Source organism: Vibrio sp. Vb1755, from assembly GCF_033338635.1.
Lineage (GTDB): Bacteria > Pseudomonadota > Gammaproteobacteria > Enterobacterales > Vibrionaceae > Vibrio > Vibrio alginolyticus.
Genome location: NZ_JAWOTA010000028.1, coordinates 20,011 through 35,660, shown reverse-complemented (window position 1 = coordinate 35,660; position 15,650 = coordinate 20,011). Strand labels below are relative to the sequence as shown.

The window sequence follows — 15,650 nt, the reverse complement described above, 5'->3', positions numbered from 1 at the left end:
GCGGTGAAGAAAAGCTTATCTCTCGTTCTCGCATCGGGTTCTCCGAGAAGAAAAGAGCTGCTTGCTCAACTGGGTTATGATTTTGAGATCGTATTGCCTGATGTTGAGGAAGCCAAACAGGCTCATGAGCAAGTACGAGATTACGTGTTGCGTCTTTCTTTGGAAAAAGCTCAGGCAGGCTTAGCGTTGGCTAAGCCTGATTCCGTTGTATTGGGCTCTGATACGGTCGTAGTATGCGATGACCGTGTGCTAGAAAAACCAAAAAGTTTTGAAGATTCAAAGCGTATGCTTACTGACTTATCGGGTCGTCGTCATCAAGTGATGACTGCGGTGAGCGTTGTATCATCGGAACAACAACATTCAGTGGTCGTTACCACTGACGTGTGGTTCAAACCACTGACTCACGAAGAAATCGAACAATATTGGCAGTCAGGAGAGCCATGCGATAAAGCTGGAAGTTATGGTATTCAGGGACTCGGAGGGCGATTTGTCACCCGAATCGAAGGCAGTTATCACGCTGTAGTAGGCTTACCTTTGTTCGAAACCGATCAGCTAATTCAAGAATTTTTATAATTGTTTTGAGGTGTGCACATGAGTGCAGAATTGCTGCTTAACGTGACCCCGAGTGAAACTCGTGTGGCCATGATTGAAGGTGGAGTACTACAAGAAATACATATCGAGCGCGAATCGCGTCGCGGTATTGTGGGCAATATATACAAAGGCAAAGTAAGCCGAGTGTTACCAGGTATGCAGGCGGCTTTCGTCGACATTGGTTTAGATAAAGCGGCATTTTTACATGCGTCAGATATTGTTCCTCATACCGAATGTGTGGCAGAAAACGAAAAACAGCAGTTTCAAGTCCGTGATATCTCTGAGCTGGTACGCCAGGGACAAGACATTGTTGTGCAAGTGGTCAAAGATCCGCTCGGCACAAAAGGTGCGCGTTTAACGACGGATATCACCTTACCTTCGCGTTATCTTGTTTTTATGCCGGGGGCCAGCCATGTCGGTGTTTCGCAGCGTATTGAAAGTGAAAAAGAGCGCGAGCGTTTGAAAAAGGTGGTGAACCATTACTGCGATGAGCACGGTGGTTTTATCATTCGTACCGCGGCAGAAGGCGCTGATGAAAAAGAGCTATCTCAAGATGCGGCATTTCTAAAGCGTTTGTGGCTAAAAGTCATGGAGCGTCGCTCAAAATACAAAACGCGTTCAACACTTTACGGTGAACTCGGCTTAGCTCAACGCATTCTGCGTGACTTTGTTGGCACAGAGCTCGATAAGATCATGGTCGACTCCCGCCTTGAATACGAGAACCTGAAAGAATTCACTTCTGAGTATGTACCGGAGTTAACAGATAAGCTTGAGCTTTACGAAGGTGACAAGCCAATCTTTGACATGTACGACACCGAAAACGAAATTCAGCGTTCTTTAGAGCGCAAGGTCGAGCTAAAATCGGGCGGCTATTTGATCATCGATCAAACCGAAGCCATGACCACCATCGACATCAACACGGGTGCATTTGTTGGTCGTCGTAATCTCGAAGAGACTATCTTCAATACCAATATAGAGGCAACGCAAGCTATTGCGCGTCAGCTACGTTTACGTAACCTCGGCGGTATCATCATTATTGATTTTATCGATATGGCATCCGAAGAGCATCGTCAGCGAGTACTTACCTCACTGGAAACGGCGCTGGCGAAAGACCGAGTAAAAACCAACATCAACGGCTTTACCCAGCTTGGCTTAGTTGAAATGACGCGCAAGCGCACACGAGAAAGTATTGAACATATCTTGTGTTCTGGCTGTCCTACTTGTGAAGGCCGTGGCAGCGTGAAAACGGTCGAAACCGTATGCTTTGAGATATTACGCGAGATTACTCGTGTGAACCGTGCTTACGACGCCGATAATTTTGTCGTGTACGCATCGCCGTTTGTTGCTGAAGCGCTATTGGGCGATGAGTCTCATGCGTTGGCAGAGCTCGAAGTATTTATTGGCAAGCAAGTGCGAGTTCAGGCTGAACCCCTGTACATTCAGGAACAGTTTGACGTCGTAATGATGTAATTTGGAACATTTGTGAATTCTGGTGTTAACCGTTTTGGGCGTTTTTGTGCGTGGAGTTTAGTTACTGTATTGGTGTTATTAGCCATATTAGTAACCACGCTTCGCGTCACACTGCCGCAACTTAACCATTTCCAAGATGAGATCAAAACCTGGGTCAAACAAGGCACAGGTTTTGACGTTTCTATTGCTAATGTCGCAGGGACGTGGCGCAATAATCATCCCTCAATTGCGTTACTGGGTTTAGAGGCAAATCTACCAAACGTGCAAGATGCACGCTTCGCTGTTGAAGAAGTCCAAATTGAGTTCGACCTTATTCAATCTCTTTTTCAACTTAAACCTGTAGTTGCAGACCTTACCATTCATAACCTCGCTTTAGACATTCACACGGTAGACATTCTGCCGACTTCTCATCGTCAAGATCCGAAGCCTGAAGTGGATAAGAGCGAAGTGAAACTCATTGACCAACTCGACTCACTTCTTTTACGTCAGTTCGAAGACTTCACTATTAGCGATTCACGGATTTGGTATAAGTCGGTGTCTGGTGAAACTCGCCGTTTAGATATTGAGCAGCTTCGTTGGAGCAATCAAGGGAAACGTCACGTAGCCGAAGGCACGGTTAGCATTGCCGATGTTCGCCTGAACTCATTGTTAGTAAGCGCTAACTTTAAAGATCATGGCTCGTTGCGCGATGTATCTGGTGAGTTTTACGTGAGTGCTCAAGATGTCTCGGTCACACCTTGGCTGACCACTTACATGCAAGAAGAGTCAGGAGCAGAGTCGGGTAAAGTCAGCTTAAATACTTGGCTAACGCTCAAACATAGCCAACCGCATGATGCTTATGTTGAATTGCTGCCTTCCGAGTTGGTGTGGAATGAAGATGGACATCATGAGCTGTTTATTGAGTCTGGAATTTTCAATCTTCGACCAGATAAACAAGGCTGGAAAGTAAATGGCCACTCACTTCAGATCAGAACCGATAATACCCCTTGGCCAGAGCTAGACGTCGCGTTTGATTGGCAACCAAACGGCTGGATGCTTAATCTCTCTCAACTCGACATTGAAGCACTCATTCCGCTCATTAAGCTGGCTCCAGAGTCAGAGTCGACCAGTGACCTTATTAACAAACTAGCACCGAAAGGTCGGGTCGAAGATGTCCGATTGTCAATGAACGGTGGTTTAGACACCTTACGCTACTCGGCTGAACTGGATGAACTCGCGATGACACAATGGGAGCTCCTACCCGGGTTTCATCACGTACAGGGCAGCGTATCGGGGGATGTGAATCAAGCTAAAGCAAAAGTCACCGTCATTGATGATGTCTTTCCGTACGGCGATGTATTCCAAGCTCCGCTGAATATCAAACAAGGTGAAGTCGATATTATCTGGCAGCAAGATGATGCGGGTTGGCGCTTGTGGGCGGATAAAGTGACGGCAGCAACGCCTGATCTTCAAGTCTTGGGGGCATTCCGTCTTGATTTTCCAAAAGAACAAAGCCCATTTTTATCGTTCTATGCCGAAGCGGATCTCTACAACGCGGGTGAGACATGGCGCTATCTACCGACTCTGGCACTTGGACAAGACTTGACCGACTATCTTTCGACCGCGATTCAGGGCGGTAAAGTGAACACAGCGAAATTGTTGTGGTATGGCGAGTTAGGTGATTTTCCTTACAAAGAACATAATGGCATGTTCCAAGCTTGGGTTGGATTAAAAGACGCGAAATTTAGCTTTGATACGGCATGGCCAACCATCACGGATTTGCAGCTAGACTTGCTGTTTGAAAATGATGCCATGTATTTGGATTCAAAATCAGCCACACTAAATGGCGTTCATGCCAAGCGTATCACTGGGCGAATCCCTGAGTTGGCAGAAGGTGGACACATCGAGATTGAAGCGAAAGCAAGCGCGCCGGGTAATGAAGTCCGTGACTACATGATGGCGACGCCATTAGTGGATTCAGTCGGTGCCGCATTGACAGCGCTGCAAGTGAGTGGGCCCGTTTACTCTGAGTTTCAACTCAACATACCGTTTGATTTTGAGAAAGACTCTCGCGCTTGGGGTTATGCCGATTTAACAGAAAATCGTGTTGATATTGAAGCGCCGCCAATGACGCTTGAAAACGCCACAGGACGTATCACCTTCGACAATGATGTGGTTACCACATCGGGTTTGTCGGCCGAATTATTACAACAGCCTATCTCTCTTGATTTCCATGGAGAGAGTGCGGAGCAAGGCTACAACGTGACAATTAATACACTAGGAGATTGGGATGTCGAGCCGCTCAAACCCTATGTCGGTGAGCGTTGGTTAAACCTTGTTTCTGGCCATGCGCCGTGGCAAATGGATATTGACTTGCAACTCAATGATGTTGGTTTCACTTATCAGCTTGAAGTGCTGGCGCAGCTAAATCGTCTGGCTAGTCAATATCCTTATCCTTTAGCGAAAAAAATTGGTGAGTCTGGGCAAGCGAAACTGCAAGCATCCGGCAACCAAGAGAGTATTTCAGCACGACTACAGATCCCAAATGTGAAGTATCAAACTGAGATAGATATCGCTGGCGATGTCCCGGTTCTGACTGCGACTCATTTAATGGTTGGCAAAGGTGGCTTCCGGATTAGTCCTATTGTCGGGCACGATGCTTCGGTGCGTGTCGAAGAACTGAATTTAGACCAATGGGCGGAGCTTGCGCAGGTCTCTGAGAGCAAGCCTTCATCGTCTGTTTTGGCAAGCATGAAAACGCCGACCATTCCATTGCCGACACGCATTGAAGTTGAAACGCCAAACTTACAGCTCGGTGGGATTGAGTTTCATGATGTGGGTTTTTCAGCAAGCAAGAAAAATTTGAGTTGGCAACTCGATGTGGACAGTCAAGAGGTTAAAGGGAAAGCTAACTATCTGAAACCCTATGATCTATCGGTCTCTCTAGAGCACTTGCATCTGTACATCCCAGGGTTTGAAGAGATGACCAAAGAGCGCAGTTCAATCTTTGCGAGTGAAGATCAAAACGCACCTTTGATTACCAATTTTGACCGCAAGTTTCACGCAGAGATGCCAAACTTAACTTTGAACATCGATGATTTTTGGCTGCAAGGTTACAAAGTGGGCAAAGTTAATGTTGATTTGCAGCGTCGCGAGAACCGCTTGGAGTGGAAAAATATCACCTTTAGTAGCGGCAAAAACCGCATTGATATGAGTGGTTGGTGGGACCTGACGAAAGAGAGTAGTCATTCCAACTTAACCATGAAAATGAAAGGTGATAACAACACCGATCTTATGGAGCGCTTTGGTATTACATCAGGCATTCAACAAGCACCATTTGAGATCAATGCCAATATGGAATGGGACGGCGCACCTTGGTCAATGAAGACACAAACCTTGCAAGGAAACGTCTCAACGGAATTTGGTAAAGGCGTGATCAGTGAAGTTAGTGGTGCGGCACGCTTGTTAGGCTTGTTTAGCTTGGATTCTATCATCCGTAAGATGCAGCTCGACTTTACCGACGTATTCGATAAAGGCATGGCATTCAACTCGATCACGGGAACGGGCAAAATCCAAGACGGTGTGTTTATCACCAATGATATCGTAATGGATGCGTTAGCAGGGGAAATGCAAATCCGCGGCATCGCTAATATGAACAGCAGAATGGTTGATGCGGAAGTGAAATTCACACCAGACATCACATCAGGCCTACCAATGCTGACCGCGTTTGCCGTTGCGCCTCAAACTGCTTTGTATGTCTTGGCCATCTCTACGGTGATATCTCCGGTGGTTGAGGTCTTCACTCAAGTCAATTATGAAGTGAAAGGCCCACTAGATTCACCAACGGTGAAAGAAATTTCGCGAAGTAAAGGTGAATACAAGCTACCAGAAAAACTGCGTGAACAGGCCAAATAATTCACCGAATATAATGGAATAGGGAGGAAACACATGGAACGTGTTGGCATTATTCAAATGACTTCTGGTCCGGATATTAACGCGAATTTGGACTTCATCGAAAAACAGTGTGCTTTAGCGAGCAAGCAAGGTGCCAAACTTGTCCTTACTCCTGAAAATACAGTGCTATTTGCCAGTCGCGAAGCTTATCATCAACATGCAGAGCCACTTGGCAGTGGCATGATTCAACAGCGGCTCTGTGAAATCGCAAGAAAGAACCAGTTAACACTGATTGTCGGAAGCATGCCCATTCAAACCGCAAAAGGTGTCACGACAACAACACTTGTATTGCCGCCGCACGGTAAATGCATTGCTCACTATGACAAACTGCATATGTTTGATGTCGACGTAGCCGATGGTTATGGTAGTTATCGTGAGTCGGATACGTTTATGGCGGGTAATCAAATAGTCGTTGCGGAAACTGATATCGGCAGTGTTGGATTGAGCATTTGTTATGATTTACGTTTCCCAGAACTTTATAAAGTATTACGTCAAGAAGGGGCGGATATCATTGTGGTGCCTGCTGCGTTTACCGCTGTGACGGGGCAAGCTCACTGGGAAGTATTATTGCGAGCTAGAGCGATTGAGACACAATGTTGGATTTTGGCAAGCGGACAAACTGGAACGCATCCATGTGGACGAAAAACATGGGGACACTCAATGGTCGTTGACCCTTGGGGACGTATCCATAAACAGCTTCAGGATGAAGTAGGCTTATTGGTGACAGAGATAGATTTGTCACAAAGCCAACAAGTAAGGCAGAATATGCCGCTGACTCAACACAGTCGCTTTCAAAATGAATTGAGACGGAAATAAAAGAGCTAACTATGAGCACAAACCAAATAGAACAGGCACTCCTTGCCCCAAATGGTCTGACAGAACAAGACATTGCTGACACGCTTGCCAGCATTGCGACGCGCCAGATCGATTATGCGGACATTTACTTTCAGTCCAGCTGGCATGAGTCTCTGGTTCTAGAAGATAGCATCATCAAAGATGGCTCTTTTAACATTGATTGTGGTGTTGGTGTCCGTGCAGTAACTGGCGAGAAAACAGGCTTTGCCTACTCTGATCAAATCCAGCCTGAAGGCCTGAAGCAGAGTGCAATGGCGGCGCGCGGTATTGCTCAGCAAGGGAAAAATGGCAAAGTCCAAGCGTTTAAACGCACCGAAAACCAAGCGTACTACGCGGCTGTGAATCCACTAGCTGAATGGGAAAAGCAGCAAAAAACAGAATTGCTCAAATCTCTAGATGCTTACATCCGCACTAAAGAACCATTGATTAAAGAAGTTTCGATTAGCATCAGCGGTGTGCATGAGCAGATGCTTGTTGCGGCAACAGACGGTACTTATGCAGGCGACATTCGTCCTTTGGTGCGTTTGTCTATTAGTGTGCTTGCACAAAAAGGTGAACGACGTGAACGCGGTAGTGCGGGGGGCGGAGGCCGTTTCGGTTACGATTTCTTTTTAACGGAAAGCAATGGTGTGAAACAAGCTTTCCATTACGCAGACGAAGCGATTCGCATGGCGTTAATCAACCTTGAAGCAGAAGCAGCACCAGCGGGCATGATGCCAGTGGTATTGGGTTCTGGCTGGCCTGGCGTGTTGCTACACGAAGCGGTAGGTCATGGCCTAGAAGGTGATTTTAACCGGAAGGAATCTTCGGTTTTCTCTGGCAAAATGGGTCAACAAGTGACGTCTTCGCTGTGTACCATCGTCGATGATGGCACGTTAAAAGACCTTCGTGGTTCACTGAATGTGGATGATGAAGGGGTAAACGGCCAGTACAACACGCTTATCGAAAATGGTGTGCTGAAAGGTTACATGCAAGACAAGCTAAACGCGCGGTTAATGGGTGTGAACCCAACAGGTAACGGTCGTCGTGAGTCTTATGCACATTTACCAATGCCGCGTATGACCAACACCTACATGCTACCAGGTGAACATACGCCAGAAGAAATAATCTCGACGGTCGAGAAAGGGTTGTATGCGCCAAACTTTGGTGGCGGCCAGGTGGACATTACTTCGGGTAAGTTTGTGTTCTCTGCATCCGAAGCATACTTGATTGAAAACGGTAAAATTACGCGCCCTGTTAAAGGTGCGACGTTGATTGGCTCAGGTATCGAAGCAATGCAGCAAGTCTCTATGGTCGGTAACGACCTAAGTATCGACAAGGGCGTTGGCGTATGTGGTAAAGCAGGTCAAAGTGTGCCAGTTGGTGTTGGTCAGCCGACCTTGAAGCTGGACTCACTGACAGTGGGTGGCACTGAGTAACTCAGTCGAATCGTTATAAAAAGAGCGCTCATTAGAGCGCTCTTTTGCTTTGCGAGTCGGTGTCAATTACAGGTTTTCTTCAGCAAATTCCGCCAAGCGGCTACGAACCACGCCGTTGAGGTGAATATTTGCGCTGCCTTCAAAGTTCTTGAAGCGCTCAACCATGTACGTCAACCCTGATGTCACTGGGGTGAGGTAATGAGAGTCAATCTGCGCCAAGTTACCGGAGCAGACGATTTTGGTTCCTTCGCCACAGCGGGTAATGATGGTTTTGATTTGTGATGCAGTGAGGTTTTGACACTCATCAAGCAGTACAAACGCATTTTGAATCGAACGGCCACGCATAAAGTTGATCGATTTAAATTGAATGTTGGCTTTATCGCAGATGTACTTCAATGAGCCTTCAGTGCAGTGATCGTGTTTATGTAGTGCTTCCAAGGTATCGGTCACCGCCGCTAACCACGGCATCATTTTCTCCTCTTCGGAGCCGGGTAAGAAGCCGATGGATTCACCGATATCTGGCGTGTTACGTGTTACGATAATTTTATCGAACATGCTTTTTTCAATGGTTTGCTCCAATGCTGCTGCCATTGCCAGTAATGTCTTACCACTACCCGCCGCACCCGTTAGAATCACCAAGTCAATTTCTGGATCGAGTAAGGCATCTAACGCCATTCCCTGGTAGATATTTTTAGGTGTGATGTCCCAAGCCTTACGATGCATTAGACGTTCGCGGCTCAGGTCGAGAAGTGTTAGCTTGTCTTCATTGATGGTTTCTACGCGACCAGCAAAGTCACTGTCTTCATCAATAACGTATTGGTTGATAAAGGTTGGGTCGAAGGGTTCGCGACTGAGTTTGTGGTAAGTTTTTCCGCCCAGAGCATAGCTTTCTACTTCCTCAATACCGCTCCAGAAATCACCTTCACGCAATTGAAAGCCTTTGGTTAGGTATTGAATGTCGTCAATCAGTTGGTCGGTTCTATAGTCCTCAACAAAGCGTACACCAGCCCCTTTGGCTCGCAGACGCATGTTGATGTCTTTCGTGATCAGTACCACTTCACGTGGTGCACGTTTATTTTGCAGATAAAGCACCGCGTTGAGAATACGGTTGTCACCGGCTTTGTCGGCGAAGGCTTTGACGGTTTCCTGCAGTTCAAAATCCGCCAAAATGGAAATAGTACCCTGGTCGGGGTTGTCTTTAGAAACAGGAATGCCTTCAGAGATTTCATCTGGCGTTGCTTCTTTAAACAAATCTTCCAAGGTGCGAATAGCCACGCGCGCATCTCTTGCAACGTCGCGCTTACTGTCTTTGATTCGGTCGAGTTCTTCCAACACGGTCATGGGGATAACGACATCGTGTTCTTGGAAAGAGAAGATGGCAAAGGGTTCATGAAGAAGAATGTTGGTATCGAGTACAAACAGTTTCCGATCGGTATCGCCCATAGCGTCTCCTTGCCGTAGTACGGCTCTGCATGCGAGTTGTTAGGTCGTTTCCAAATAGGTGTGAAGTGACCTAACTCTGATTGCTTGCAATAGAGGTTGTCGGGCTGATGTCGGCTAGTGTGCAACCGAGTAGCAAGACAACTTACTGCAAACCCGTGTTGATCCTAATCGTGTACTAACGCGCTTAAATCATATGCAATGGTTTTAAACGCCCCTCATTAGAAGTATACGTAATATTTACGTTCTACAACTTAATAATTGGCATGAGTATTTTACAATTTGATTGCATTTAGAGTTTGGGAAAAAAAGTTTCTGCTTGGTGCGGTTTCGGCGTGACCTAAATCACAGCTTCAAGTAAGATTAGCGGCCTTTTTCTGCGTATAGGCTACGTCCGATTTATCATGTTGAGCTGGCTTAAAAAATACTCAGTTCATACTGGAATGACGAATGCTATCGGCATAGCAGAAGCCAGAATCAGATCTAAACTATTATCCATGCCTACGGGCATGAGTAGACCAACAAGAAATACGAATCAAGAACTAATAACGAGGTAGTCAATTCATGACATTTGCTTTGGGGCAGCGCTGGATTAGCGATACGGAAAGCGATTTAGGTTTAGGTACCGTTGTAGCAATGGATGCTCGTACTGTGACATTGATGTTTGCAGCGTCAGAGGAAAACCGAGTTTACGCACGTAACGATGCACCTGTTACCCGAGTCACCTTTAATGTTGGGGATGTCATCGATTGCCAAGAAGGTTGGTCTCTAAAAGTAGAAGAAGTACTGGAAGATGAAGGTCTTTACACCTATTTCGGTACTCGTGAAGACACGCAAGAAACCGCTGTTGTTCTGCGTGAGATTTTCCTTAGCAACCAAATTCGTTTTAACAAACCTCAAGATAAGTTGTACGCCGGTCAAATCGACCGTATGGACAACTTTGTTCTGCGTTACCGTGCGCTAACCAACCAGTTTGAGCAGCATAAGAGCCCAATGCGTGGCCTATGTGGTATGCGTGCAGGTTTGATCCCTCATCAGCTTTACATCGCGCACGAAGTTGGCCGTCGTCACGCGCCACGCGTCTTGTTGGCGGATGAGGTAGGTTTGGGTAAAACCATCGAAGCGGGCATGATCATCCACCAACAAGTTCTGTCTGGTCGTGCCGAACGCATTTTGATTGTGGTGCCTGAAACACTGCAGCATCAATGGCTGGTTGAGATGATGCGTCGTTTCAATCTGCATTTCTCTATCTTTGACGAAGAGCGCTGTATCGAAGCTTTTGCGGATGCAGAAAACCCATTTGATACTCAGCAATATGTGCTGTGTTCTTTGGATTTCCTACGCAAGAGCCGCAAGCGTTTTGAACAAGCACTGGAAGGTGAATGGGACCTACTGGTTGTTGATGAAGCGCATCACCTTGAATGGAGCCAAGATAAACCGAGCCGTGAATACCAAGTGGTAGAAGGCTTGGCTGAACGTACTCCAGGTGTGTTGCTACTGACTGCAACGCCAGAGCAGCTTGGTCGTGAGAGTCACTTTGCTCGTCTGCGTTTGTTGGATCCAGACCGCTTCTATGATTACGAAGCATTCGTTGAGGAAGAAGAGCAATACGCGCCCGTAGCTGATGCGATTACTTCACTCTTTTCCGGTGAAAAGCTACCTAATGAAGCAAAAAACCAGATCACTGAGTTATTGTCTGAACAAGACGTAGAACCACTTTTCCGCATTATCGAAAGTGAAGCGGACGAAGAAGCTAAAGCGTCGGCACGCCAAGAGCTGATCGATAACTTGATGGATCGCCATGGTACAGGGCGTGTTCTGTTCCGTAACACGCGCGCGGCCATCAAAGGCTTCCCTACGCGTAACGTGCATCTGATGCCAATGGATATTCCACCGCAATACACTACATCAATGCGTGTTGCTGGGATGATTGGCGGTAAGATGAGTTCTGAAGCACGTGCGATGAAGAACCTTTACCCGGAAGAAATTTTCCAAGAATTTGAAGGCGATGACGCGAGCTGGTGGCAGTTTGACTCGCGTGTGAATTGGTTGCTTGAAAAAGTAAAAGAGAAGCGCAGCGAGAAAATCCTCGTGATTGCTTCTCGTGCGAGTACCGCGCTGCAATTGGAGCAAGCACTGCGTGAGCGTGAAGGTATCCGCGCCACTGTTTTCCACGAAGGTATGTCGATTCTTGAACGTGATAAAGCGGCGGCTTACTTTGCGCAAGAAGAAGGTGGAGCACAAGTTCTTATCTGTAGCGAAATCGGCTCTGAAGGTCGTAACTTCCAGTTTGCCAACCAACTTGTCATGTTCGACTTGCCATTTAACCCAGACTTGCTTGAGCAACGTATTGGTCGTTTGGACCGTATCGGTCAAAATCGCGATATCGACATTCATGTTCCTTACCTGAAAGGCACATCGCAAGCGATCCTAGCACGTTGGTTCGATGAAGGCCTGAACGCTTTTTCGGAAACCTGCCCAACAGGCCGTGCTGTTTACGATAAGTACTCCGATGATCTGATTGAAATTCTTGCCTCTGGTGATACCAGCACGCTAGATGAGATCATTGAAGCGTCAGCAAAAATGAATAAAGAGCTGAAATCCCAATTGGAGCAAGGCCGTGATCGCCTATTAGAAATGCATTCGAATGGCGGAGAAAAAGCACAACAAATCGTTGAGAAAATTGAATCAACTGACGGCGATACCAATCTGGTCACCTTCGCACTTTCTCTTTTTGACACGATTGGCTTGAATCAAGACGATAAAGGTGAAAACGCCCTGATTGTGACCCCATCTGAGCACATGATGGTGCCAAGCTACCCAGGTCTGCCATACGAAGGAGCGACGATCACGTTTGATCGTGATACAGCGTTATCTCGTGAAGATATGCACTTTATCAGTTGGGAACACCCAATGATCCAGGGTGGTATCGATCTTCTTATGAGTGAAGGGGTGGGGACGTCTGCGGTATCTCTATTGAAAAACAAAGCGTTACCAGTCGGGACTATTCTTCTTGAGTTGATTTACGCGGTAGATGCGCAAGCGCCAAAACGCAGTGGTATCGCGCGCTTCTTACCGAAAACGCCAATCCGTTTAATGATGGACTCGCGTGGTAATGATTTGTCTGCTCAAGTGGAGTTTGAAAGCTTTAACCGCCAGCTCAGCCCTGTAAACCGTCACTTAGGTAGCAAGTTGGTTACGTCGGTACAGAAAGATGTACACCGCTTAATTGAAGCCGGTGATGTTCTTATTGAAGAGAAGGTTGAAGAAGTACGCAAACAAGCTCATCAAGATATGCAGCACAGTTTGAATGCAGAGCTTGAGCGTTTGCAAGCACTGAAAGCGGTGAACCCAAATATTCGTGACGAAGAAATTGAAGCTATCGACGCACAAATTAAAGAGCTCACTGGTTACATCAACCAAGCTCAGGTTCAGCTCGACTCGCTGCGTTTGATTGTGGTGAGCCACAACTAAGTAAGTATTTATTGCTCATTAAAAAGGTCTTCAGTTGAAGACCTTTTTCTTTATTTACGGTTTAGTTTCTTTATGCGGAATGCATTAATCACTGATAGCTACCTCATTTACATCAACCACTTCCACCAGATAAACACAGCCAAGAAGCCAAACAAGTAAATCAGGCCCGCAATCGATAACCACTTTAGTTTAGGTCCAACAGCCAAAGGCTCCGGTAACTCAGTTTTGCTCACTAAGGTGTAATTTAGCAGAGCAAAGAATGGCGTGGTCATAAAGGCGAGGATCATCGCAAAGTTCAGCATAGGCAATAACGCAGAAGCCCAGAAAACCACAATACCCAATGCAAGTAAGGAGACTACCAGCATGATCGCTGAAGTGGTTTTAGGGTTAGTGTCTGGTTGCGAGCGCAGTAGGCGTTGAGAATCCGAAATAACGCGCGAATAGCCATCAATAACGGTAATCGTGCTGCCAAAGATACAGAAAAACGCAATTACCGCGATCAAGTAACGAGACCATTCGCCAATCGTTGCCGCATATAAGCCAACCAATTGGTGGGAGAAGCCAACACCAGAACTTTCAAGCGCAACGCCAGATCCATAAAGCATCAAAGAGCCTAGCGATACAAAGATAATGGCAAGAAACGCCGTGCCAATATAACCGACATTAAAGTCAAATAGAGCAGAGCGGTATGTTACTTCTTGCTGGCTTGATTGGCGTTTTAGCCACGCTGAGGTTAAACAGGAGATCTCAATCGGTGCAGGCATCCACCCCATTGTCACGACGATAAAACCAATAGCCGCAATAGACCAAGGTGATGGCGGCTCGAAGTTGGCTACTTGCTCAACAGGGTTACCAACGGCGATAGAAACAGCGAGTAAAGTCGCGATGGTTAACACCGACATGATCACCTTAGATAGCGTATCGAGCGCTTTGTAATGGCCAGCAAATAATATAATCAGGCAGGTGACAATCACAATGATACTGAGTGATGCCATTGATAGTGAAAACGGAATGAAGTAGCCCAGCAAGCTAGCGCTAAACATCAACAAAGCGGCGGTATTGATGACGGCCGATACCACGCTCAGAAATAGAAATAGCCATAGATAAGGCCGACCTAATTTCGCGTAGCCCTCAACCAAGGTCAGCCCTGTCCCCATGGTGTACTGTACGCCCGCTCGGAAAAAAGGGTATTTAAACAGGTTTACGAGCAGAATCAGTGCAGCCAATTGCCAACCATAAATCGCACCAGCCTTGGTTGATGCCACGAGGTGAGAGCCACCGACCGCAGCAGATGCCATTAATATGCCGGGGCCTAGCGAACGAAAAAATAAGGAAAGTTTGGATTGGGGTTTATCTATAACGGCGGAGTCCATTGCTTATTGTCCTTTTTATCTTATGTATCTTTCTAAAGAGATACATACCGCAGTACATGACAAGCTGAGCGATCGCCCTATACTGCGCAACGGTAATGTCTTTTAAATGCTGTGTTTTGGTGTATTTATTTTAAGTATTCTTTGCGAATACCATGCTGTGTGCATCTAGCACTCTATTCAGTTATGCGTCTTGTTGTCAAACTAAATTTACAACGTGCTATTTTTAGTTTTTATGCTAAAGGATTGACTTTGTTTTATTGGGTTGAACTTTTCTTCAGAATCCTGCATCTGGGTGCTATTTGGGTATATAATCGCGGCGTTTTTATTTTGTAGAGATCTCCCATGGCAATGCTTGAATATACCCCTCCCACCGACCCTTGGGTTGATATCGTTTTTGAGGATGACGACATTCTGGCAGTGAATAAGCCATCAGGGCTGCTGTCTGTCCCTGGTCGCCTTGCAGAGCATTACGACAGCATGTGGAGCCGCCTCAAAGAGTTGCATCCAGAAATTCAAGTTGTGCATCGCTTGGATATGTCGACATCAGGGTTGATGTTGCTGGCGAAAAACAAACCCGCGGAGCGAGCATTAAAAAAGCAGTTCCAATATCGCCTCACTCACAAGGTGTATTACGCACGTGTGTGGGGGCATGTTGAGCCGCAAGAAGGGAATATTGATCTTCCATTAATTTGTGATTGGCCAAATCGTCCACGACAAAAAGTATGTTTTGACGACGGCAAACCATCTCAAACTTTATTCCAAGTAGTGAAGCGTGAAGTGCACCCTGATGGCACCCATACGACCGTTGTGCGACTACTGCCCATTACTGGTCGATCGCATCAGTTACGCGTGCATTTGATGGCGATTGGTCATGCGATTGTGGGTGATGAGTTTTATGCAAGCGAAGAGGCGTATCAGTTTTCAGAACGTTTAGAGTTGCACGCTGCGGAGCTAAGTTTTTATCATCCAGCTACGGGTCAGCTGAGCAGTATTTTTGTACCCTGTGACTTTTATTCTGAAGCCGAGGCGATGATCTTTAACTATTTTTCGCCAGAGCGTACATTGCCTGATTATAAAACGTTGCCACACCCTTAAT

9 protein-coding genes are annotated in these 15,650 nt (G+C 46.5%); 7 read left to right on the top strand and 2 right to left on the bottom strand.

Features of this window, described 5'->3' with window-relative positions; genetic code table 11:
• The first annotated feature begins 3 nt into the window (after window positions 1–3).
• From R7E00_RS19015 to tldD, 5 genes are read left to right on the top strand one after another with little or no spacing between them, the layout of a single operon-like run.
• The gene (locus R7E00_RS19015; RefSeq protein ID WP_170894152.1) at window positions 4–573 is read left to right on the top strand and encodes a Maf family protein; all 570 of its coding nucleotides are present in this window, start codon (window positions 4–6) and stop codon (window positions 571–573) included.
• A gap of 18 nt (window positions 574–591) precedes the next feature.
• Complete coding sequence (gene rng / locus R7E00_RS19010) at window positions 592–2,061, top strand: ribonuclease G (RefSeq protein ID WP_005381138.1); 1,470 nt, start codon at window positions 592–594, stop codon at window positions 2,059–2,061.
• 12 nt (window positions 2,062–2,073) lie between these two features.
• Window positions 2,074–5,955, top strand: coding sequence for a YhdP family protein (locus R7E00_RS19005; protein WP_225455786.1), 3,882 nt, complete (start codon window positions 2,074–2,076; stop codon window positions 5,953–5,955).
• 33 nt (window positions 5,956–5,988) lie between these two features.
• Window positions 5,989–6,810 (top strand): carbon-nitrogen hydrolase family protein, encoded by an 822-nt coding sequence (locus R7E00_RS19000; RefSeq protein ID WP_104979749.1) that lies wholly within the window; start codon window positions 5,989–5,991, stop codon window positions 6,808–6,810.
• Window positions 6,811–6,821: 11 nt separating this feature from the next.
• Window positions 6,822–8,267 (top strand): metalloprotease TldD, encoded by a 1,446-nt coding sequence (gene tldD, locus R7E00_RS18995; protein WP_206949688.1) that lies wholly within the window; start codon window positions 6,822–6,824, stop codon window positions 8,265–8,267.
• Between the two features lie 66 nt (window positions 8,268–8,333).
• Here the strand turns inward: tldD and R7E00_RS18990 are convergent, their stop codons facing one another.
• Window positions 8,334–9,710, bottom strand: coding sequence for a PhoH family protein (locus R7E00_RS18990; RefSeq protein ID WP_005381133.1), 1,377 nt, complete (start codon window positions 9,708–9,710; stop codon window positions 8,334–8,336).
• A 561-nt stretch (window positions 9,711–10,271) separates the two neighbouring features.
• On the opposite strand from R7E00_RS18990, the gene rapA reads away from it, so the two are divergent.
• The gene (rapA, locus tag R7E00_RS18985) at window positions 10,272–13,181 is read left to right on the top strand and encodes an RNA polymerase-associated protein RapA (RefSeq protein WP_025767610.1); all 2,910 of its coding nucleotides are present in this window, start codon (window positions 10,272–10,274) and stop codon (window positions 13,179–13,181) included.
• A gap of 107 nt (window positions 13,182–13,288) precedes the next feature.
• Here rapA and R7E00_RS18980 read toward each other — a convergent pair whose 3' ends face one another.
• Entirely contained in the window at window positions 13,289–14,554 is a 1,266-nt protein-coding gene (locus R7E00_RS18980) for an NRAMP family divalent metal transporter (RefSeq protein WP_054575321.1), read from the bottom strand.
• Window positions 14,555–14,896: 342 nt separating this feature from the next.
• Between R7E00_RS18980 and rluA the strand changes: the two genes are divergently transcribed.
• Window positions 14,897–15,649 carry a bifunctional tRNA pseudouridine(32) synthase/23S rRNA pseudouridine(746) synthase RluA gene (rluA, locus tag R7E00_RS18975; RefSeq protein WP_054575320.1) on the top strand — a complete coding sequence of 251 codons (753 nt, stop codon included), beginning with the start codon at window positions 14,897–14,899 and terminating at the stop codon, window positions 15,647–15,649.
• The last annotated feature ends 1 nt before the right edge of the window (window position 15,650 follow it).

What these genes read in the sequence shown, in the direction of transcription:
- R7E00_RS18980 (WP_054575321.1), bottom strand. Translation starts at nt 14,554, where the DNA reads ATGGACTCCGCCGTTATAGATAAACCCCAATCCAAACTTTCCTTATTT.
- rng (WP_005381138.1), top strand. Translation starts at nt 592, where the DNA reads ATGAGTGCAGAATTGCTGCTTAACGTGACCCCGAGTGAAACTCGTGTG.
- R7E00_RS18990 (WP_005381133.1), bottom strand. Translation starts at nt 9,710, where the DNA reads ATGGGCGATACCGATCGGAAACTGTTTGTACTCGATACCAACATTCTT.
- tldD (WP_206949688.1), top strand. Translation starts at nt 6,822, where the DNA reads ATGAGCACAAACCAAATAGAACAGGCACTCCTTGCCCCAAATGGTCTG.
- rluA (WP_054575320.1), top strand. Translation starts at nt 14,897, where the DNA reads ATGGCAATGCTTGAATATACCCCTCCCACCGACCCTTGGGTTGATATC.
- rapA (WP_025767610.1), top strand. Translation starts at nt 10,272, where the DNA reads ATGACATTTGCTTTGGGGCAGCGCTGGATTAGCGATACGGAAAGCGAT.
- R7E00_RS19000 (WP_104979749.1), top strand. Translation starts at nt 5,989, where the DNA reads ATGGAACGTGTTGGCATTATTCAAATGACTTCTGGTCCGGATATTAAC.